The following is a 21,447-nucleotide window of genomic DNA, read 5'->3' as shown; positions in this document are numbered from 1 at the left end:
ACTCCTTATTCAGCTGGCTCAACCTTGACGGTCTGGCTGCGACCGCCCACGGTGACCTTGTAGGTGATTGGTTCCAAGACCGCCTGATTATCGCGGGTCTTGATCTTCGATGGATCCTTGCCCACGTTCTTTGGCCCCTCTGGGCGGGTCTTAAAAAACCCTGGTGCAACACCTGGGAACAGTGCGTTGGTAAGCACGTCCTCATCGGTGCCATCAAAGCCTTCCAGTTTGGATGCTTCTTCGACAAGGTGATCCCACTCTGGCTCGAGAAGATCTGCAGGACGAACAGTGATCTGTTCCTTCTTGGTTTGAGCCTTTGCTTGCTCAACCAATTCGGCGTTGCGCTCACCGATGCACTCGCCGTAGTAACCCAGCATCAAGTCTGCGAACTCTGCGGTCATGATCTTGTAACGGCCCATGAGGACGTTGAACACGGCCTGCGTGCCGACGATCTGCGAAGAAGGCGTCACGAGTGGTGGGTAACCAGCGTCTTTACGAACGATTGGCACTTCGCGCATCACTTCGTCGATACGGTCGCCCGCACCTTGAGCCGTGAGCTGGCTTTCCATGTTGGAGAGCATGCCGCCAGGGATCTGCGAAAGGAAGATGTTGGTGTCCACCAAGGTCTTCGACTCGAACTCTTTGTACTTCGGACGAATTGCCTTGAAGTGGTCACGAATCTTGATCAAACGATCAATATCGAGATCCGTGGTGTACTCAGTACCCTCAAGCATTTCTACAAGAGACTCGGTGGGGTTGTGGCCTGGGCCGAGCGACAAGGAAGAAATTGCGGTGTCGACGACATCGGCACCAGCCTCAATGGCCTTCATCAAGGTCACCAAGGTAACACCAGTAGTCGAGTGGCAGTGGACGTTAATCTGGGCGTCTTCGCCGTATGTCTCCTTGATGCCGCGGATGACATCATAGGCAGGCTGTGGCTTCAAGAGTGCAGCCATGTCTTTCAAAGCGATGGAATCAGCACCCATGTCGAGCAAACGACCTGCTTGCTCAATGTATCCCTCTACAGTGTGCAGTGGCGACACGGTGTAGCAGATTGTACCTTGGGCATGGCCGCCCACTTTCTTCACCGCTTGCATAGCGCGTTCCATGTTGCGTGGATCGTTCAAAGCGTCAAAGACACGGAATACGTCCATGCCGTTTTCTTTGGACTTCTCCACAAACTTATCCACCACAGTGTCCTCGTAGTGGCGGTATCCCAGAAGATTCTGGCCACGAAGCAGCATCTGTAGCTTCGAATTAGGCATCAACTTGCGGAAGGTGCGCAAGCGCTCCCATGGATCTTCATTGAGGAATCGGATGCAGGCGTCGTACGTTGCGCCGCCCCAGCACTCCACACTCCAAAAGCCTGCGTTGTCAATGTCCTCGCATGAGGCAACCATGTCTTCCATTGCCATGCGGGTTGCAAACAAGCTCTGATGTGCGTCGCGCAGAGCGACTTCGGTCACTCCAATTTTTCTCGGGCTCATAACTCACAAATTTAGGCATTTTTGTCCTGTAACGCACGTTGAAAACACTAGGAAAAGATCACAAAACCAACCAAACCCAAACATATGACCATGTCCACTTTTTGTTTTAAGTGGTCATAACGTGTTTCCCGCTGGACAAACCTCGAAATTGTCACTTTTAGTCATAGATATGAGTTTTTTCACTACCTACGTAAACGCCGAACGAACACACATAATTGCCTTGTTTCTCGCCAAAAATGAACGAGAACAATCACCCTCGAGAAACCGGTATCTTCGAGGTTCCAGCGCAAACACGAAGCACATCGTTACGCGAAAGCTCAGCGTCAATAGCATTCCGCTGAGCCTCCATCGCATCCTTCGCATGCGCCAGAGCACTTGGCTGCCGCAAATCGATCCCCCAACCTAAACGCTTGTGCGGAATACACCTGGTCCCCCGCTACTATCGCGTCCCTACGAAGGTCGTGAACTGGGATATTCACAGCAATCCCATGCAGCAGCACACCAAGATCGACACCATATGCATCATTGGTTGCTTTAATAATTGCATCCGACTGTGCAGCAATGACACTATCCACACCTTGATAGGCGCCAAAATCCGCCCACATCGCTCCACTATCTTTAACGGCCTGAGCTAAATCAACCGTGAGATGAGCGTTGTATGCAGTAAGCGCCGCACTCGGCGAACCACAATCAGCTACCACTAAATCAAAATAATGTTTCCAATACGCAGGTGGTTGCCCGCCCGGAAACTCAGCATGCACAGCGCTCAAGTAGGAAGTAATGAGGTTCAAACTAATCCGAGCGATTACTGGACATGCTGGATCAAAAGAGTTCCCCTAATATTGAGTGTCTTTTTCGCTTCTTACGCGATGGGCGGCATCCTTAGCCCAGTTGTAATACTTGCAAAGATCGTGTTGCTCCTCACCAAAGGTCTTATGACACCATTCGTGCGAATGCCGTTCTGGCGAATGCGTTGTTGCCTGTGCCAAAGAAGTGGCAAGTGCACCACCAGCAAGGATCGATGCGCCTGCCACCCAAAACATACCTACGCCAAAACTAAGAGACAGAAAACACAAGAAGACCCTCGGTTCACATAAGAAAACCGAGGGTCTTAATAGTAGCGGGGGCAGGATTTGAACCTACGACCTCTGGGTTATGAGCCCAGCGAGCTACCGAGCTGCTCCACCCCGCGACGGAAGCGAAGAACAATTTCTTTTTATTACTGTTCTCTGCAACGGGATGTAACTTTACATACATCCGGCAAACAACACAAATCCGCTGTTCACCGGATGTTTCTAGCTCAATTTCTCACTAGCAACAGCAACTGACTACTACTGCCCCGCAACCTTTCGGTATTCCTCCACGGCTTTGTCTAGCTCGTCAAGAGCACGGCCATACTCTTCGTTAGAACCATTCTTTGCCGACTGCAGTTTGGTCAGTGCGTCGTTAATCTTGCCAATTGCCTCACCGGTCGTACCCGTACCCGATGCTGGAGCGGAAGGGGTGCTTTGCCCCTTGTTTTCCTTGTCTCCTGGCTTATCAGCGTTCTGGGCCTCCGGCTTGAGCCCCTTAGCCTCTCCTAGATCCTGAGCTTCTTTAGGGTCAATACCTACCTGAGAGAGAGCTTCAGCGATCGTCGGGGCATACCCCACCTTGCCTTGGTACGAAACCAGAACACGCAACAACTTAGGGAATGCCGAGGCTTGGTTCTTACGCTGCGAGTACAAAGGCTCCACGTACAAAATGTCGCCATCACCTACTGGCAGAGTTAACAGGTTGCCGTTAAACAGATCGTTGGTGTCTTTCCACAAGGTGCGATCAGACGCAATCTGATCAGATGACATCATGGTGTCTTGGGCCTGCTTTGGTCCCTGCGTCAGGGTGTCGGTTGGCAGAACGCGGACGGTGATCTTGCCATAGTTATCTGGGTCCGAGCTCACCGACATGTGCGCTGCCAAGTACTCACGCTGGAGGCCACGGAATGGCGTGATCAGCTGGAAGCTAGGCTTTCCGGTATCTGGATCAGCAGCGACAACATAGTATGCCGGCTGTGCTACATCTTTTTGACCTTCAGTTGCCGAAGGATCAGAAGGAACAGACCAGAAGCGGTCATTGGTAAAGAAGTCACGGGCATCATCAACGTGGTAACGCGCAAGCATCTTACGCTGCACTTTGAACATATCTTCTGGGTAGCGCAGGTGGTTCATGAGCTCTTCAGAGATCTCAGACTTTGCCTTCACCGTGCCTGGGAAAACACCCTTCCATGCCTTAAGCACTGGGTCTTTTTCGTCGAACTCGTAAAGATCAACGCTGCCGTCGTAGCTGTCCACGACTGCCTTAACCGAGTTGCGGATGTAACCAACATTGTCGGTGACTAGGCGCTGAGCGCTGTTTCCTACTTGTGCGGTGGTATCGTTCGTTGCTTCCGATAGCGAGGTGCGCTGGGCGTATGGCAAAGATGTCAGCGTGGTGTAGCCATCAACGATCCACTTCACACGGCCATCAATCACAGCTGGGTAGGTGGTGGAATCTGTGGTCAGCCAAGGAGCGACATTGTGAACGCGTTCGCGAGGATCGCGATCGTACAAAATCTTGGAATTGCCGTTCACACGATCCGACAGGATGAGGTTCAGCTCTTGGTAACGCATGGCAAAAGCAGCACGGTTGATCACGTTGCCGATTTTCACGCCACCTTGACCCTGATAAGTGTAGGTGGAGGAATCTGTGTCGTATTCCACCGATGAATCATTCTCGGAGCCCACTACGGCATAGTCAGCACCATCAGTAGCAGAAGCAATCACTGGACCGTAGTAGATGCGAGGTTCCTTGACCACGATGCCGAGTTCTTGAGCTTCTTTGTCCGTAGTCTGCAGATCAGAGACTGTGTAAACGGGGTAACCGCCACGAGCTGATCCCACATCGCGCGCAACTTCATCAACCTGGTTTGCTTGTGCCGCAACAATTCCGTTGCCGTGTGTATACACAGTGTGTCGGTTGATCCAGTCACGCTGGTTTTCTTTCAGAGCATTGGGGTCGAGCTCGCGGGCAGCCACAACAAAATCGCGCAATTCACCGTCGATAACGTAACGGTCCATCGCAAGCGACTTGGGGAATCCATAGAAGTTACGCAGCTGCTGTTGCTGGGTAAATGTTGGAGAAATGATCTCTGGGTCCAACAGACGAATGTTGCTCACCGTTGCAGAATCCGAAGCGACCTTTTCTGAGGAAGCACCCTTGGCTCCCCAGTTATCTTTATAGGTCACGGCATCGTCGGTAATGCCATAGGCGTAGCGGGTTGCCTCGATATTGCGAGAAATGTATTCGGATTCTTTTTCGGCGCGGTTTGGGGAAACAGAGAAACGCTCCATCATGATTGGCCAGGCGTTACCGATAGCCAACGAGCTCACGATCATCAACACTGTAGAGATTGCAGGAATACGCAAATCTTTGGTCACGATCACAGAGAAGAACGAAATTGCCACGACTGCTGAAATAACTAAGAGCACAATCTTGGCAGGCAGCACAGCGTTGATATCGGTGTAGCTACCGCCGGTAAAAGTCTCGTGAGAATTGTTCAACAAGGAGTATCGATCCAACCAGTAGCTGACCATGCGAACCAGCAAATACAGCCCACCGGTGACAGCAAGCTGCACCTTGGCATAGTTGGTGATCGATCCTTTCACGCCTGCGGCTTGGTTACCCGCACGAATGCCACCCAGCAGGTAGTGCCCCACCAACGCAATGAGGAATGCTACGACCAGCAAAATAGAGAACGTACTGACTACCAGACGCAATGCCGGCAGTGTGAACGCATAGAATCCGTAGTCCATCCCAAACTGTTGATCAGAAACGCCGAAGTCTTGGCGGTTGAAGAACAACTGAACAGTTTGCCATGCCTGCTGGCCAAGGAATCCTGCGGCAACGCCGATGACTACAGGCAGCACGATAAGGAAGCGGTGCACTCCCTTTTCTACGGCTGCGCGGTATTGCACGACGGGGCTGTCAGGATCGAAGAACTCAAGTTCATCGGGACGGCCACGGTATGTGAACCAACCGGCGAAGAATGTCACGATTCCGGCGAGAAGCCCGAACCCTACAAAGAGCCCGATGCGGGTGGCAATGACCTTGTTAAACACCCCCCTAAAGTCAACTTCACCGAACCACAACCAGTCGGTGTAGAGGCCAACAACGGTAGGAACGAGTGCTCCCAAAATCATCAATAGTGGAATCAACCACGTTAATCGCCGTTGCGGCCGCTTCGGTGCAGCAGCTGGGCGCGTAAAGCCGGTCGCCAACTTGGAACTCCTTAAATTATTTTTCAGTTAGGTTTTGTCCACCATAGCGTTGCCGAGCAAGCAGCCCTAAAACTGCGCGCTCATGACAACCCAGGTGCCACCTTTCTGAGCTAGCAAAGGTAATGTCCTACTTTACGATAGTTTGCCGTCACGTGATTGCGAAGGAATTGATATGAGTGGCATGCAGTACCCACCTCAGGCGTTAAATAAGGCCATGCTCGAAGCCGTCGACTTCATCCATGCAGAAGGCTGGGATGCTCCCCCTACCCTGTTCGCGTTGGTTCCCGCCGAACTCATCGGCCAAGCGCTGCCTGATGACGATGACTCCCCGCTCGCGCTTGTTGTCCAAGACAACCTCCCTGAGCACATTCGCCCTGGTTCTGAAGAACTGGGCGACTACGTTTCACGGATTACTTGGCCGGAACAGGTTGTGGGTGCTGTGCTCGCACAGGAGATCATGTTTCGCGATTCTTCCGCAGAAAACGCTGAGGCACGCCCGGCGCGGTTGTATAGCGGAGTACTGCGTGGCGACGCCGACCTGACCTTGCTGCAGATCCGCCCAACAGAGGAAGAACTCGCAGAACGCGGCCCCTTTGCAGAAGATGACATCGAATTGCGTGGTGGCCCAGGTGTAGCCCCTGGCGTTATCGCCGCGCTGCGCGCCACTCTCGATTAAGATAGTTCTTTATAGTTTGTGTCCTCACCCCTTCATTAAAGATTGGTCTTGGTGTCTTTCGTGCCTTTAGGTTTTGCTACTGTGCAGCGCTCTAGCGTGGTGGTCCGTTGCGTTAGCGCGTGCGCTGTTGTTGTCGCGCTTAGTGGTGTGAGCGCATGTTCTGGTGATAAGCCAGACGCACCACAAACGACTCCACAAACTGCGCAATCTCCATCTGCAACCAGTAGTGCTGCACCTAGTTCCGCTACATCGAGTAGCTCTTCGGCAAATAGCACAGCACAAACATCTGCGCTTTCTTCACAGGCCGAAGCATCAACCAGCGTGCCTCCGAAGTTGGATTCAAAGCACAAAAATGTTCAGCAGGCATTTGAGCAGTTCGGGGCGCTAGCTCCGGAATCACTTTTTGCCCAGTTTGATACCTGCGATGCCAACGGAGTACAAAACTCGATGGCTTGCTCGGGGCATGCTGTCGGCCAGTTCCAGTTTTTCAAATCCGATGCTAAAGCAGCTTCGACGACTCAACTGTTAACCGAGCTGCGTAGTTCTCGGGTTATTGAGGACACTGGCCGCCGCGTGGTGGGATGGTCCACTCTTGGCGGTACTGCGGTTATTACCGTGGTAGATAACGATAATGGGCTTGTCATGCAGCAGATGGTGTCCACTGACGAGGTCGATCCTGCCGAGCACATTTATGAGTTGGGTCTTGCACAAGCACCAAAAAAGGAGTCGACTGCGGAACCGACTCCTTCCTCAAAGTAAAACGCTGCTTTTTATGAGCAGGTTTTTACTTCTTTACCAGCTTTGAAGTTATCCAGCTGGTGGATGGCGTCGCTAAGCGAATCAACGCTGATGACCACCATGTCACCTGGCTTTCCTTTGATTGCCTCGCTGCAGTTTTTCTCTGGGGCGAGGAATACCTCGGCGCCGGCGTCACGCGCTGCGCGTACTTTATGGCGAATGCCGCCAATGGGACCGACTGTGCCGTCGTCGTCGATGGTTCCGGTTCCAGCAACGAATTTACCTCCGTTGATTTCGCCTGGGCTAAGTTTGTCTACTACCGCGAGGGAGAAAATCAAACCTGCAGAAGGTCCGCCGATATCTTCAAGGTTATAGTCGACGGTGATTCCGTCGGCAGGCCGTGCTGTCATGCTCACGCCAAGGAACGCGACTTTGTCGTCCTCGGGGTGTTTGCCTAACGTGACTTCCCTAGTCAATTGCTTGCCATCGCGAAGGAAACCGATGGAGATCGTCTCGCCTGGTTTTTTCGCGCGCACCGCATCGCGCACTTGGCTTGGTCCGATTACTTTAGCTCCTGCAACCTGCGTAATCACGTCTCCTTCTACCATTACCTTGGCAGCTGGGGCTTCGGGGCTGATCTGCGCGACCACGGTGTCTACTGGTTTATGTAGTTGATTCATCGCGGCGATGGTTGCCGATGCCTCCGAGGTGCTAAAAGCGGCCTTGTTTACCTCGTCAACTTCCTCAGGCGTTTTTCCTTGAGGGAAGATCTGCTCAATGGGCACGAGTGTGTCGTGGGCGATTAGCCACCGTCCCAGCGCTTTGCCAAGGGTCAAGTGTGTGCGCACGGAAACGGTGGTCATGTTGAGGTTTCCAGTAGTTTTATCAATTTCTGCACCAGAAACATTGACTACGGGTTTGCCATCAACTTCACCCAAGGTATTCACGGTGGGGCCTGGGCCTTCAGCCGCATAGGGCACGGTGAGATCAATGTCGGTGCCTGGAATATGGTCCAGAGTTACCAAAGCTGCCAATGCGACCACGGGGATTGCGCCGAGGACGAGAGTGTTCACGCGTCGTTTCACGAGAGACAAGGTTACATGTTCGCTGACAGCGTTGTACCAATCATGGCGCCAGCGTCGGGTTTTTCTGTACCGTTTATGCCATGAATAGCAATGGCTTCGGATTCTCCTTCAACTTCGGTGGGCGCGGCGACGACGATGACAACTCCCGTGGCTCCAACCCGTTTGGTTCCGGCGGCTTGGGGGACATGCTTAATCAATTCGGACAGATGCTGTCCGGCATGGGTTCGTCCATGAATTCCCCCGAAGGGCAAGGCGCTGTCAACTACGCTCTAGCAGAACGCATTGCCCGCCAGCAGATCGAATCGGCGAAGGCTTCTGCCGCCACAGAGGCAGATACCAAGGCCGTCACCGAGGCCGTTAACCTCGTGGAACTTTGGCTTGACGACGCCACCATCTTGCCTACTGCCAGCAACAAAGTCGAGGCGTGGTCGGCTAACGATTGGCTCACGCACACCCTGCCGATGTGGAAACGCATGGTCACTCCTGTTGCCGAGCATATGGCCCAGGCTCAGCTCGATTCCCTTCCTGAGGAAGCGCGTGAAATGGTCGGCCCCATGATGCAAATGATGAATCAGATGTCGGGTATAAACTTTGGCATGCAACTGGGCCATGCTCTAGGCGATCTTGCTACTCAGACCCTTTCTGGCACCGATTTTGGTGTTCCTATCGCACCGGCTGGTGTTACTGCGCTGATGATCAATAACGTGCGCAAGGAAACCCAAGGACTCAAGATCGAACAGCGTGAAGTGCTGGTATACCTTGCTGCGCGTGAAGCTGCGCGTCAGCGATTGTTGCGTCACGTTCCATGGCTTGCTGAACAGATCGTCGCCTCCGTTGAGGAGTATGCTGCCGGTTTGGTCATTGACACCTCCCATATCGAAGAAGCTATGCGCGAAATGAACCTCGAATCCGGCGATCCTGCCGCCATTCATGAGGCAATGGAGCGTATGCAGAACTTGGATATGAGCCCTCGCATTACTTCTCGTAACGCTAATGCGGTTTCTCGTCTTGAAACCCTGCTCGCGTTGATCGAGGGCTGGGTCGAACACGTTGTCACCGAGGCAATGGGATCCCGTGTTCCTTCGACTGCAGCGTTGAATGAAGCATGGCGGCGGCGTCGCGCAACTGGCGGTTCCGCTGAAAAAGCATTCGCCCAGGTGGTGGGCATTGAATTCGGCGCTCCCAAAGTTGCAGAAGCCCAAGAGCTTTGGCGTCGTGTAGACGTAGCCGTGGGGATGGAGAAGCGCGACCACGTGTGGGACCACCCCGATTTCCTCCCTGTTGCTGAAGACCTAGACAACTCTGCGGAATTTATCGACGGCCTACTCGATACCGCCTCAGCCGATGAATTTGATCCCATCGCAGAGATCACCAAGCTCGAAGAAATGCTCTCCCAGCAGTCTGAAGAGCAACAAAAGGAACAGCGAGAAAACCCCTCCGATCCTGATGAGGATTCCCCCAAGAACGACTAGCCAACGTCCCCCATGCGCTGCCACGCCTCAAGATATCCCTTGGCGCGTTCAGCTTTGGGGGCTTTGTCTGCCCACTGCCAAAATTCTGGGGAATGACCACCTTCGATAAAGGTATGCACCATCTCATGGATGATCACGGCATCGAGAACATAATCTGGTACGCCTTGTAACCGGTGCGAAATGCGGATGTCGTTCGTCGTCTGAGAACACGACCCCCAGCGCCGTGTTTGGTTGGTTACCCACCGAATGGACCCGATCGTGGCACGGTTTTCTAACACCGTGCGGTTAAGGTGCTGTGCACGGTGAAGTAATGCCTCATCTGTAGGGGCTGATGACTGCGTTTTAGTGCGCACTTTATCCACCATTTCAGCGACGAATTTTTTCTCGTCCTTCTTTGACATCGACGCTGGGATTCTGATGAGAATTTTGCCACCCACTAAGCGTGCCGACACAGTCCGAGTACGTCGATCCGACCGGATCACTTCGACCGGATAGGTGGGGGTTGTTCGCTTGGACATGACAGCAACCCGCTTTCTGTGGTGCAATAGTGGACATGAATCAGGGGGGACTCATAAGCCTTAGCCCGCACGCCCAAGTGCTGCTACGGCCAGAAGGTATTCAATTTGGACTCGACTCAGCCAACGCAGGCATTTTTGCTGCGCCAGAAAGCCTTATTGTTGCGATCGTACAAGTATTACGCGGTTTCTGGCAGCCAATTGCAAAAACAACCGCAATCGAACAGCTAACAGAGGCCGGATTACAACCCGTGGCGGCCCGCGGGCTTATCGACGATCTCCTGCATCACCGAGTCCTCTCGACCGTAGCAAGAAACCTCACTGTTGCTGTCGGCGGATTCGGACCGCTGGTCGCGCCGACAAAAGCGGTGCTGGGCAGTGCTGGTATCAGTGTGGTCCAAGCACACACTATTCAACGCTGTATGACTTTGGAATCCCTGTTATCTCGTGAGGTTCCTCTTATCTGGGTTAACTCCACTCCCAGTTTTTCTCATATCGCCCAAGAACTGGTGGAAGTAAAAACCATGATTCCTGTGGGCTTGATGGATAACCATGCCATTATCGGACCGGTGCGTATCGACGGCCGCGGCCCCTGTGGACTCTGCACAGATCTCTACCGTAGCGACGCAGATCCGCAAAGGCCGGCACTGTTAAAAAATGCCGCTGCTCCCCTAACGGCACCTGCGGCATTAACATATGCGACCGCCGCACGTGTAACGCGGTTGGTAGAACAGCTGAGTGAACCTCGCCAACGCGTCACGGTCACAGCGGGGCTGGTTATCCGCGTCTCCCCCGACGGGGAGCTTTCTTCTGAAATCATGAGTCCGCATTCTCGATGCCCATTATGTTGGTCGAGCCGTTGGGATTGTGATCCGCTTACTGGAACTGAGCAAGCGTTTCTAGCAGACCTGGGCCAAAACGTTCTACTTTGACCTGCCCTATTCCAGAAATCTGCATCAGCTCTTCGGCGGATTGCGGAAGATTTTCGGCAATCGCATGCAAGGTGGCATCGGTGAACACAATATAGGCCGGAACGTTGAGTTCACGGGCTGTGTCCGCTCGCCATTTCCGCAGAGTTTCAAACACCTCTCCGTCAACTCCGCTGGGGCATTGGTCGCAACGTCCTACGATACGTTCGGCAGGACTATTCAATGTGGTACCGCATACACGGCAGCGCTGGCGCCGTTTAGAGCGTGGTGGTACGGAGGAAACATCGAGTTCAGGAACTATGCTGTCCAAAAAACGAGTCCGCTTTCGTGTTGCACGTCCTCCTTCTTGGCGAGCTTTTGCCCACGAGCAATACAAAATCTCTCGAGCGCGGGTCACACCTACATAAAACAGTCGACGTTCTTCCTCGATGGCATGATCACCCGCTTTCATCGCATGAGAAATCGGCAGGGTGCCGTCGACAAGCCCGACGAGGAATACCGCGTCCCATTCCAAGCCTTTTGCTGCGTGCAAGGAGGCCAAAGTAACTCCCTGCATGGTGGGAGGATGTTTCGCGCTTGCTCGCTGGTTCAGTGCAGCCAACAGCCCTTGGAGGTTTAAGTCTGGTGTTGCTTGGCCGATCTCCAAGCTCAATTCTGCAAGGGCTTCCAAGGACTGCCAACGCTCGCGTGCACGGGCGCCTTCTGGCTCATGTTTACTTAGTCCCAGCGGGGCTAAGATTGCGCGCACAATGCGCTCTAGGTCTACTCCTCGGGCGTCGGGAAGATCATCGCGTTGGGTAGCCCGAATGATCTCTGACATTGCTTGTTTGATTTCCGAGCGTTGGAAGAATTCCTCACCGCCACGAACTTGATACACAATTCCGGCATCATCGAGGGCTTGTTCGAAAGTCGCAGATTGAGCATTAATCCGGTACAAAATTGCGATCTCGGAAGCAGGCATGCCTTGTGCTAGAAGCTGCTTGATTTTCAAGGCGACGGCGTGTGCTTCTGCGGGTTCGTCGCTGAACTCTTGGAATTCTGGTTGTGGTCCTGCTGTACGCATTCCTTCTAATTCCAACCGAGTACCTGCGATTCGGCCTACTGCTTGGTCGATCACGCGGTTGGCTAGGTCCGTGATCTGCGGAGTGGAACGGTAGTCTCGTTGCAGTTTCACCACCGTGGCGTGGGGATACTTGCGAGAAAACCCCAGTAAGTAGTCTGGTGACGCACCTGTAAACGAGTAGATCGTCTGATTGGCATCGCCCACCACGGTTAAGTCATCACGCTCACCAAGCCATGCGTCTAAGACCCGCTGCTGTAGTGGTGTCACGTCCTGGTACTCGTCGACAACAAACGTGCGGTATTGTTGCCGAAATTCCTCTGCGATAGCAGCAGAATTCTCGATGGCTCCGGCCGTATGAAGCAGCAAGTCATCAAAGTCGAGCAGCATTCCTTCCGGTGCTGTTTTCGACTGCTCGTATCTCCGATAGACTTCCGCAACTTTTTCCGCCGCTACTGGGGTCTTGCGCCCGTTGAGACGTTCCACATAGTTATCGGGAGTGATCAGTGCTGCCTTGGCCCACTCAATTTCGCTGAGTAGATCCCGAACATTTTCGGTTGATGATTCCACCCCGACGCTACGAGTCGCGCGACCTACAAGGGAAAATTTGTTGTCTACAATCCGCCATGGCAAATCTCCGGCTACTTGTGGCCAAAAGTAACGCAGCTGTCGCAGCGCTGCGGAGTGAAATGTTTGGGCTTGTACACCTCCAACGCCCATCAGCCCAAGACGGTGCCGCATTTCCCCAGCAGCGCGACGCGTAAAGGTCACTGCGAGTACGCGGTGCGGGCTTGCCATGCCACGGTCAATCAAGTGCGCTATCCGGTAAGTGATCGTTCTCGTTTTGCCTGTTCCCGCACCAGCCAAAATGGCTACCGGACCACGCGGCGCCTCGGCGGCTGCTCGCTGGTCATCATCAAGATCATCCAAGTTAATCATGTTGTCCCACCCATTCTGTGATCAATTGGAACGCTAAAGAATTTCGATGTGGCAAGGTAAAAGCACCTTCACGAAGCTCACGTCGCGACGCCCATGCTATCCTCGCGAGCTCACCATCAAGGGGTTGTATGGGGTGCTCATCGGTTGTGGTTGCCACCATGCCCATCATGAGGGCCCCGCTATAGGGCCAAGGCTGACTGCGCACATAGCGCACCTGGGTAATGCGACGTCCGGTTTCTTCGAGGGCTTCTCGCGCCATGGCTTCTTCGCAGGTTTCTCCGAGTCCCACATAGCCTGCGATGAGTGAAAAGAAGCCTGGGCGCTGTGCGTTTTCAGCGATGAGAATGCGGCCTTGTCCTGCAAGTTCTATAAGCCCGATCACTGCAGGATCGATACGGGGAAAGACTTCTGCCCCTGCTTCGGTTTCTCCTGCTATGCGATCGGGGTGAAATGTCAGTGGACGGCCGGTAAGCGGATCAAAAAGAGTGCTCTCCCGATGGCGAAGTACGGCGATAGCTTCCATAACCCAGCTATCTGTGACTCGTGCGCTTTCTCCTGTAACGGCCTTCGCCTCAGCTGTTGATACACGCTGAACACAGAGCGTACTTGTCACTGGGTAGGTAGCACCGCTATGTGAGCAAGCTGTACTGGTCACCGGCGTGCCGTTCACTACCGGCACGCGTCCTGCAGAATCGACACGAAGGCAGGTGTTAATCGCGAACATCCTCACTAAACACACGACGAACATAGAGCAGACGATCACCTGGTTCTACTGTTTCTGCTTCTGGGGAGTCAATGCGGTACAGCTCTCCAGAACGAACCACTCCGAGGACGATGTCGGCGAGGTGGCGTGGGTTAGCGCCTACTTCGTCCTCACCAATGGGGCGCTCTGCAACAGAGAAGCCTTCGTCTGGGGACAGCAGGTCTTCCATCATCTCCACAACCGATGGAGTTACGGTAGCAAGTCCCAACATGCGGCCTGCGGTTTCGGAAGAAATGACTACAGAATCGGCTCCCGATTGCTCAAGCAAGTGCTGGTTTTCCGATTCACGCACGCTTGCAACAATCCATGCGCTAGGGGAAAGCTCTCGTACAGATAGCGTGACCAGCACGGCAGTATCGTCAATGTTGGGGGCTACCACCACTGCTTTTGCTTTAGGAACGCCGGCGAGTTTGAGCACTTCCGATTTAGTAGCCGAACCGTTCACGGTGACTAGACCAGCGTTGTTTGCTGCTTCCAGCGCTGCGCTGTCGGTATCAACCACCACGATGTCTTTGGGGGCTACACCGTCAGCCAGCAGTGCAGCAATGGCCGAGCGACCTTTGGTTCCGTATCCGATAACAACTGTGTGGTTACGCATTCGTTTTCTCCAGCGTTGAATCTTCCATGCACGACGTGATTCTTCTGTCAGCACCGACAAGGTGGTACCGACCAAGAGGATCACGAATGCGAGGCGCAGCGGTGTAATGATAATGATGTTGAGCAATCGGGCGCTTTGAGTAATGGGGGTGATATCGCCATAGCCGGTGGTTGATAGCGATACCGCTGAGTAGTACAGCGCATCGATAAAGGTCAGGTGCTCGCTGTACCCTCCTTCGTCGAGATACACCACTAGCGCCACGATGATGATGAGCGCAAGCGCATAGCCAAATCGCCGTGCGATCAGACGAATAGGGCTGACCAAGGGGTTACCGGGGATACGAATAATGTTGAGCAGTGTGTGCTCGGGCAGCTCGGTGAGCTCGTCGTTTCCACGGAACCTGTAGGTTTCGCGATTAGGCAATGGCTTTGCCGACATATTCGTTGAGTGCTCCTAGAATCTTTCCAAATTGCTAGTCAAGACTACACGCTTGGGTCTAGTTTCAATGCAAGTTCTTCCCCATCAGGTAATTGTTGTGGCCTGTATGTCACATTTCTGCCCACATAGTGGAATACTGCGTCGACTCGATCCACATCAATTCCTTGGAGTCGTGCCCATGCGAGTCGATAAACTGCCAGCTGCATCGCTACCGATTCTTTTTCGTGATTGTCTGTAGGCGGCTGACCGGTTTTCCAATCGACGACTATCCATCGTCCGTCGGGGTTTTTAAACACTGCGTCCATGCGCCCACGAACTATGTGGTGCCCAATTGATACTTCAAAGGGGTGCTCAACGTGCTCTGGTGTACGGTCTGCCCATTCACTTTCAAGGAATGCTTCTTTCAAGCTATCGAGGTCAGAATCGTCGAGTTCTTCTCCAATTCCTGGCAGTTCTGATTCATCAAGTAAGGCCTCTGCACCAAAACGATTCTCCAACCATTCGTGGAATGCTGTGCCTCGCTTAGCATAGGAATTAGGTTTGAATGGCACAGGGCGTCGTCTGCGTTGAGCAAAGTTCTCCGGGCTCTTGGCAAGGTTGACGATATCGGTAGCGGTAAGTTCTACTCCAATATCGACGGTGACGACAGGTGCAGAGAGCTGCTCATGTTCTTCGATCAGCGCGCTTACTTCTTTTTCCCAGCGTTCAAACAAGTCATCGTCGCTGATCAGATCTGGCGGATTCTGCATAGCGGCAAATACTTCTTCTGCCCCCGCAACTGCATAGTTGGGTGGAAATACGGCTTCTTCAGGTGCCGGTGGAACATAATCTTGTGATTCACTACGTTCATGCCATTCTTCAACGCTGTCTGGGAAATCATTGTGCAGCATGGTGAGATACTCGTAGGGCAAGACTGGTCGTTTCTTTGAAGGGTCCGCAGATGCTGTAACAAGGACTTGTTGTTCTGCACGGGTGATCGCTACGTAAAACAGGCGCGCATTTTCTTCTGCGGCTACTTGTTTAAAGTCCGCAATATGCGCTTTTCCTGCTTTTGTCAGTTCTGCAGCGGTTTCTGGGGTATCGATTTCAAAAACGGGCGCGCCTACAAGATCCTCGTCGCCTTTTGCATCACCGCGGAGTGCTGAAGGCACAGCTGAAGCGTTTGTCAGCCATGTCGAAGCTTTGGCCACATAGGTGTTGGCGTCGGCATGCAAAACCGCAACGTGTTGCCATTCCAGGCCTTTGGCTTTATGCACGGTAAGGATCTGGACACGGTCAGCTGTAACTTGTACTTCACCAGGTTCAAGTCCGTTTTCTTCAGATTCCGCCAGGGAGAGGTAGTCCAGAAGCAGACCAAGGTTGGCGCCTGGGATGCGTGAGAAATCTTGAACAACTTCTGCAAACCGGTCTAGATGCGTTGTTCCGGTTGCTCCGTCACTACGAGGGTCTTCTCGTTGTAGTACCTCGGTGCGAATGCCGAATATTCGTTCAATGTCTGTGAAAAGATCAGGCAAGGAATTGCTTAGACTGTTGGTGCGTAGGTAGCGCAGTCGTGCGGCAAGCGCTCGTAACCGCTCACTGCCTTTCGCGCTGTATCGTGGCCCATCGCTGCTGTCGAGGCGTTCATCGAGGTCAGCCACTGCTTCTGCAAGACCCACTATAGAATCTTGGTCACTGGGAATTGTATCGGCAATGATCTGCTTTAACCGTTCAAGAGGATCACGCGATAATTTGGTTGTGACACGCCGATCTCGGCCACTGAGGTTGTAGGCGCGATCGCTCAAAGCCATGAGGTCGGCCATGCCAAGTCCAACGCTGGGTCCTGCCAAAATACGCATAGCGGCTTGAGTATCGTAAGGACGCACCAGCAACGTGGCAATAGCTACTAAATCCGCAACTTCAGGAATACCGAGTAGTCCTGCGAGTCCGACAATTTCTACTGGAACCCCACGTTGTTGTAATTCCAGAGCAATCGCAGCCGAGTGCTTGCGTTTGCGAACAAGCACTGCCGCGGTAAACGGATGCTCACTGCTGCGCTGCTCATAGGCTTGCGCTAATTGGTCAGCAACATAGGAGCGCTCTTCGTCCATCGATGGGAAAAAACCCAATCTCACTGTGCCTTTTAATGCTGCAGGACCTGGTTCGAGGGGTTGCACTGGTCGTCGCGGGTCTTCGGGTACGCCCAGCAGCTCCCGAGATACTCGGTTAGCTAAGTCGAGAACCTCAGGAGGGTTTCTAAACGACACGGTGAGTTCTTTTTTGGCAGCGGGAGCACCATCACATCCGAAGTCTGTGAGGAATCTTTCAAGGTTGGCTGCAGTAGCGCCACGCCAGCCGTAGATAGATTGCATGGGATCACCAACTGCGGTGACCGCAGTGCCAGCAAATAGACTTTTAAGAAGCACGCGCTGTGCGTGGCCGGTATCTTGATATTCATCAAGCATGATGATCTGATACCTATTGCGTTGCGACGCTCCCACCTGTGGGTTTTCTTCAGCAAGACGGGCTGCTAATGACATTTGCTCGCCGAAGGTCATGAGGTGGTTCTCTGCTAGATAAGCTTTCAGCTGTACAACTAGCGGCAAAAGTTCATTGCGCAGTACCTGTGTGTCGCGCCATTTATACACTTCTTTGCTTGGTGCCCGTTTACTTGTTGCTTCGACATCTTCGATCATGGCAAGAAATGCCGCTGATTCTTCCTCGATGTCTGGGGGCGACACCATGTGGTTGTCCATTTCCGAAACCAAAGACATCAGCGTAGAGGTCACGGTGTTGGGGGAATTCGAGGTGTTGAGTGCACCTGTGTGAGCAGACACTATCGAATGCGCAATCTGGAATAACTCTGTTTGGGAGATAAGACGCGACGAAGGTTCTACAGGAAGCAACAAACCGTATTCGCTGATCAGGCGCCCTGCATAGGAGTCGTAGGTGGATACGGTGGGAGCAATCGCTTCTAGCTTTGTAGCCAATGCGCCTGTCGGATCTAGATCGCGCAGGTTATCAATGCCTGCTAGTTGTTCAAGACGATCACGGATACGTTTGGACAGCTGCTGTGCCGCTTTGCGCGTAAATGTCAGTCCTAAGACACGATCGGGGTCGACGAGTCCACTAGCAACGAGCCACACTACTCTGGCGGCCATCGTTTCCGTTTTTCCTGCACCTGCTCCAGCAACCACGAGTGTGGGGGCAAGGGGTGCACTAATAACATCTGCTTGTTGCGGCGTGGGGGGAAACTTTTGTCCCAGTGCTCGTGAGAGTTCCTGAGGGCTTAGCATTCTGGGATCATCTTTCCTTCGGGTTGAACGGGGCACATCGTTTTGATCTTGCACTGCTCGCACCGTGAATTAACACGTGCGATGAGTTGTGGACCAGACAAGCTCTCAAGGAGCGCCGGCAACGTAGCAGAGAATTTTTCTAGTTCTTCTGGTTCTTTGGGAGCTTGTTCCCTCGTAGTCACTGATTTGGTATCAGTTGCGGGATAAACCAACACTGCCTGATCAACGGCAAGACCTTGTTGTTCAGGTGCGGTTACGATCGCTGGTTCATCGTCTCGGTGTACAAGCTGCCCACGATGCAGTGCTAGCTGATACGCCAAGAGCTGTTTATTATCATTGGCTTCTTCTTTGGTCGCGGCTTGTTTACCAGTCTTAAAGTCGACAATGTGATATTCATCAGACTCGTTTCGCTCAAGGCGGTCAATGCGTCCTCGTAGTTCAACTCCAGGGGCAACTGTGACGTTGACTGGGACTTCTACGCCGATGAGGTCGCGTTGTGCGTTTGATACATCGATCCAATGAGCAAGCCGCTGAAGCATGGTGGACCATTGCGCCATGTGTTGCGGGAGACTCCATGCTGGGGCATCAAGCAGTACCTCGAGCGCTTGGGTCACAAGCTGTTGTGCTTCGGCAGGATCTGCTCCCCTTCCGATGGCTTCGGCAAAAGCATGCGCAAGGGTGCCCTTGAGCATGTGAATCGGCGTGTTTTCTTCTTCTACCAATCGTTCCAACCGCGCTCGCAGAGGACAGAGCAAGGCATTTTCGATCAACGATGGGGACACCTTACTGATGTCCAATGATGTGGTTTCTGATGGCCCACCAAATCCCCACCACTGTTCAGGCCGAGCGCCTGGAACTTGATGGAGTGCCAACCGCGCAAGTTGGCGTGCTGCCTGCTCACGACGTCGCTGGGGTGAGTCTGAATTGGCTAACTCACGACGTAATTCAGCAACAATCGATGGAACACTGAGCAGACGGACGTATTGATCGAGATGGACAGTTTCTGTATCAAACTCGGATTGAACGCTTGCGGTTTCAGAGTCTGTTGTTGGGCTTTGTTCTTTTGATTCTGCGATTCCTTGTAAAAAGCGAGAAGGCTCGGCAGCAGTATCCGATTCTGGGGATTCCACTGCGGTGATCACTACGCGATGAGTTCCTCGAGTACGAGCTACATGGAAGAGTCGTTTTTCTTCTTTTAGTTTTTCTGCGGAGCGAGAAATGTAGGTATTGGGCTCGATCCCAGAGTCTATTAGGTCGATGAGGTCTTCTTGACCAAATAAGGTGCCAGTTTCCTGCAGCGATGGCCACGTTCCTTCTTGAACACCTGCGACGATGACTGTGTGCCACTGCTGCCCGAGCGATCCGTGTGCGGTGACGATTCGCACCGCTTCGGCAGTAGCAAGGCGTCGATCACGAACACCGGTAGGAAGTTCTTGTTCTGCAATATGACGAACAAAGGAGGTGATAGAGGCGGTTGGTCGACGTTCAACCCAGTCACCAGCTGCATCGAATAACGCCATGACGGCGTCAAGATCGCGATCTGCTTGAGCACCCCGCACGCCACCACGCAGACTGACAGTCTGTAAATGCGAGGACAGTGCAGAAGCATCCCAAATTTCCCAGAGGATTTCTTCCACGCTGCCAGGTTGCGCACCGCGTACTAAAACGGCCCGAATTTTATCCACCACTGCAAGTTCTCGATCAGTGAGAACTGCCTCTACCTGCTCTCGCAGCTGGGTTTGTTCTTCCGACTCTTTGGGATCAATCAGCTTACGCATGATCTCGATTGCACGGCGATTCCCACCGGCATGCATTTCTGCTTTCCTGAGCCCTCGAAACAGACGGCGCAACGTCACTGTGTCTGCACCGCCTATTGGGCCTAACGCCAATTCTTCGAGCTCTTGGGCAGACAACTCTTGATAAATCGCTCGCACGGCAAGCATAAGTGCGGAAACGATACGCTGCTCGCTCAAGATGATGTCAGAGGGATCTTCTTGTACCGGTACACCAGCGGAAAGCAATGCTCGCCGAAGCGATGGAATATCTGCTGTTGAACGAACAATAACGGCCATGTCGTTCCAGCGAATTCCTTCTAGCAAATGTGACCGGCGCAGGAGGTCTGCTACAAATTCCGACTGATCGCCTGCACTTCCGAGGACTTTGGCTTCAACCGTCGGCTGCCGGAAACTGGAATATAAGGTCAGCTCTTGGTCAACGGGGGTTCGCAACAGGAACTCAGGGGTGGCACCACGGAAATGGAACACCGACTGTTGTGGGTCTCCTGCAATAACGGTGAAATCCGCATAACGCATGAGAGCTTGCAGAAATTGTGCCGATTGAGGGTCAAGGTGTTGTGCGTCATCGATGATGATGGTGCGCCATCCCATATCAGGAATATCGAAGCGCATCAGCTTGCTGACCAGCTCGGAAGCGTTCAAACTATGCGTCCCACCCAAACGCATAACCTGCTGGTATTCGCGCATGAAGCTTCCCGCAGAGGTCCACATAGGGCGACCATAGCGAGCACCTAATTCTTCGAGATCTTCCGGTTCTAGTCCACGTTCCCCGCTGCGGAGAAGAAAATCACGGACTTCGCGTGCGAACCCAATAAGTCCGAGGGCTGGGCGTGCTTCTGCCGGCCATATCGCGGCTAATGAGGGGTTATCCACATGACCTTGGAGAAGCTCTCGGATTACTGCGTCTTGCTCGGCACCTGTAATCAGGCGCAGCTGATCGTCGCTAAGCGATCGCAATAATGCAAAAGCTAAGGAGTGCACCGAACGCACTAAAGATGCAGGTGACGTGTAGGAACCATCAGCAATACGGTGTGCGATTCCAGCCCTTAAGCGTGCTGCGGATTCTCTAGATGCTGCCACCACAATGATGGATTCGGGTGATACACCGCGGCGGATGCGCTCTGCAACGGTATCCATAAGCAAGGTACTCACGCCCGCGCCTGCGGCACCAGTCACCCGCCAGGTGCCACGTTGTTCTTGGAATAGCTGATTATTCCATTCTCGGATGGGTTCGGTGTGCTCGTTATAAACGATTTCTACCCGCGGACGCTGCGCGTAGACAAAGCTTTGTTGCAGCGGCGGAATACCTGTGACGAGGTCTTCGCTTACAACGTCTGGTGATTCAGTCAGTGATTCCTGCGGAGTAGAAAACGCATCCATG

At 53.2% G+C, this 21,447-nt stretch carries 14 protein-coding genes and 1 tRNA gene; 4 read left to right on the top strand and 11 right to left on the bottom strand.

Annotated features, from left to right (window positions below; all coding sequences use genetic code 11):
* Positions 1-5: 5 nt before the first annotated feature.
* The 4 genes from CIP100161_RS03650 to CIP100161_RS03635 all read right to left on the bottom strand — a co-directional run bounded on the left by CIP100161_RS03650 (position 6) and on the right by CIP100161_RS03635 (position 5,782).
* On the bottom strand, positions 6-1,487 hold the full coding sequence (locus tag CIP100161_RS03650; RefSeq protein WP_155871978.1) for a methylmalonyl-CoA carboxytransferase subunit 5S: 1,482 nt from the start codon (positions 1,485-1,487) through the stop codon (positions 6-8).
* Between the two features lie 323 nt (positions 1,488-1,810).
* Complete coding sequence (locus CIP100161_RS03645) at positions 1,811-2,257, bottom strand: hypothetical protein (RefSeq protein ID WP_232053079.1); 447 nt, start codon at positions 2,255-2,257, stop codon at positions 1,811-1,813.
* Between the two features lie 348 nt (positions 2,258-2,605).
* A tRNA-Met gene (locus CIP100161_RS03640) sits at positions 2,606-2,679 on the bottom strand.
* A 139-nt stretch (positions 2,680-2,818) separates the two neighbouring features.
* Complete coding sequence (locus tag CIP100161_RS03635; RefSeq protein ID WP_155871977.1) at positions 2,819-5,782, bottom strand: UPF0182 family protein; 2,964 nt, start codon at positions 5,780-5,782, stop codon at positions 2,819-2,821.
* Positions 5,783-5,954: 172 nt separating this feature from the next.
* Here CIP100161_RS03635 and CIP100161_RS03630 point away from each other — a divergent pair, with 172 nt between their 5' ends.
* Positions 5,955-6,458, top strand: a complete 504-nt coding sequence (locus tag CIP100161_RS03630) for a PPA1309 family protein (protein ID WP_155871976.1) — start codon at positions 5,955-5,957, stop codon at positions 6,456-6,458.
* Positions 6,459-6,509: 51 nt separating this feature from the next.
* Positions 6,510-7,217, top strand: a complete 708-nt coding sequence (locus CIP100161_RS03625) for a hypothetical protein (RefSeq protein WP_155871975.1) — start codon at positions 6,510-6,512, stop codon at positions 7,215-7,217.
* An 11-nt stretch (positions 7,218-7,228) separates the two neighbouring features.
* On the opposite strand, the gene CIP100161_RS03620 is transcribed toward CIP100161_RS03625, so the two are convergent.
* Positions 7,229-8,281 carry a YlbL family protein gene (locus CIP100161_RS03620; RefSeq protein ID WP_155871974.1) on the bottom strand — a complete coding sequence of 351 codons (1,053 nt, stop codon included), beginning with the start codon at positions 8,279-8,281 and terminating at the stop codon, positions 7,229-7,231.
* A gap of 80 nt (positions 8,282-8,361) precedes the next feature.
* Here CIP100161_RS03620 and CIP100161_RS03615 point away from each other — a divergent pair, with 80 nt between their 5' ends.
* Entirely contained in the window at positions 8,362-9,753 is a 1,392-nt protein-coding gene (locus CIP100161_RS03615) for a zinc-dependent metalloprotease (protein ID WP_155871973.1), read from the top strand.
* Here CIP100161_RS03615 and CIP100161_RS03610 read toward each other — a convergent pair.
* Positions 9,750-10,271: a M48 family metallopeptidase gene (locus tag CIP100161_RS03610; RefSeq protein ID WP_010934510.1), complete on the bottom strand. Its 522-nt coding sequence runs from the start codon at positions 10,269-10,271 to the stop codon at positions 9,750-9,752. The genes CIP100161_RS03615 and CIP100161_RS03610 overlap by 4 nt on opposite strands.
* Positions 10,272-10,306: 35 nt before the next feature.
* Between CIP100161_RS03610 and CIP100161_RS03605 the strand changes: the two genes are divergently transcribed.
* Positions 10,307-11,200, top strand: a complete 894-nt coding sequence (locus CIP100161_RS03605; RefSeq protein WP_155871972.1) for a hypothetical protein — start codon at positions 10,307-10,309, stop codon at positions 11,198-11,200.
* On the opposite strand, the gene CIP100161_RS03600 is transcribed toward CIP100161_RS03605, so the two are convergent.
* The 5 genes from CIP100161_RS03600 to CIP100161_RS03580 are packed head-to-tail and all read right to left on the bottom strand — an operon-like array spanning position 11,145 to position 21,446.
* Positions 11,145-13,196, bottom strand: a complete 2,052-nt coding sequence (locus CIP100161_RS03600) for an ATP-dependent DNA helicase UvrD2 (protein ID WP_155871971.1) — start codon at positions 13,194-13,196, stop codon at positions 11,145-11,147. The genes CIP100161_RS03605 and CIP100161_RS03600 overlap by 56 nt on opposite strands.
* Positions 13,189-13,875: an NAD(+) diphosphatase gene (locus tag CIP100161_RS03595; protein ID WP_155874516.1), complete on the bottom strand. Its 687-nt coding sequence runs from the start codon at positions 13,873-13,875 to the stop codon at positions 13,189-13,191. Before CIP100161_RS03595 ends, CIP100161_RS03600 begins: the two co-directional genes overlap by 8 nt.
* Positions 13,876-13,906: 31 nt before the next feature.
* Positions 13,907-14,995 (bottom strand): potassium channel family protein, encoded by a 1,089-nt coding sequence (locus tag CIP100161_RS03590; RefSeq protein WP_155871970.1) that lies wholly within the window; start codon positions 14,993-14,995, stop codon positions 13,907-13,909.
* Between the two features lie 44 nt (positions 14,996-15,039).
* Positions 15,040-18,270 (bottom strand): ATP-dependent helicase, encoded by a 3,231-nt coding sequence (locus CIP100161_RS03585; protein ID WP_155871969.1) that lies wholly within the window; start codon positions 18,268-18,270, stop codon positions 15,040-15,042.
* Complete coding sequence (locus tag CIP100161_RS03580; RefSeq protein ID WP_155871968.1) at positions 18,264-21,446, bottom strand: ATP-dependent DNA helicase; 3,183 nt, start codon at positions 21,444-21,446, stop codon at positions 18,264-18,266. Before CIP100161_RS03580 ends, CIP100161_RS03585 begins: the two co-directional genes overlap by 7 nt.
* Position 21,447: the final 1 nt, after the last annotated feature.

It is taken from the genome of Corynebacterium rouxii, from assembly GCF_902702935.1.
GTDB lineage: Bacteria > Actinomycetota > Actinomycetes > Mycobacteriales > Mycobacteriaceae > Corynebacterium > Corynebacterium rouxii.
This window is presented reverse-complemented; position numbering and strand designations above follow the sequence as displayed.

Excerpts from the sequence above, each read along its gene's own strand:
- CIP100161_RS03650 (WP_155871978.1), bottom strand. The coding sequence starts at position 1,487 with ATGAGCCCGAGAAAAATTGGAGTGACCGAAGTCGCTCTGCGCGACGCA.
- CIP100161_RS03630 (WP_155871976.1), top strand. The coding sequence starts at position 5,955 with ATGAGTGGCATGCAGTACCCACCTCAGGCGTTAAATAAGGCCATGCTC.
- CIP100161_RS03615 (WP_155871973.1), top strand. The coding sequence starts at position 8,362 with ATGAATAGCAATGGCTTCGGATTCTCCTTCAACTTCGGTGGGCGCGGC.
- CIP100161_RS03610 (WP_010934510.1), bottom strand. The coding sequence starts at position 10,271 with ATGTCCAAGCGAACAACCCCCACCTATCCGGTCGAAGTGATCCGGTCG.
- CIP100161_RS03605 (WP_155871972.1), top strand. The coding sequence starts at position 10,307 with ATGAATCAGGGGGGACTCATAAGCCTTAGCCCGCACGCCCAAGTGCTG.
- CIP100161_RS03600 (WP_155871971.1), bottom strand. The coding sequence starts at position 13,196 with ATGATTAACTTGGATGATCTTGATGATGACCAGCGAGCAGCCGCCGAG.
- CIP100161_RS03590 (WP_155871970.1), bottom strand. The coding sequence starts at position 14,995 with ATGTCGGCAAAGCCATTGCCTAATCGCGAAACCTACAGGTTCCGTGGA.
- CIP100161_RS03585 (WP_155871969.1), bottom strand. The coding sequence starts at position 18,270 with ATGCTAAGCCCTCAGGAACTCTCACGAGCACTGGGACAAAAGTTTCCC.
- CIP100161_RS03580 (WP_155871968.1), bottom strand. The coding sequence starts at position 21,446 with ATGGATGCGTTTTCTACTCCGCAGGAATCACTGACTGAATCACCAGAC.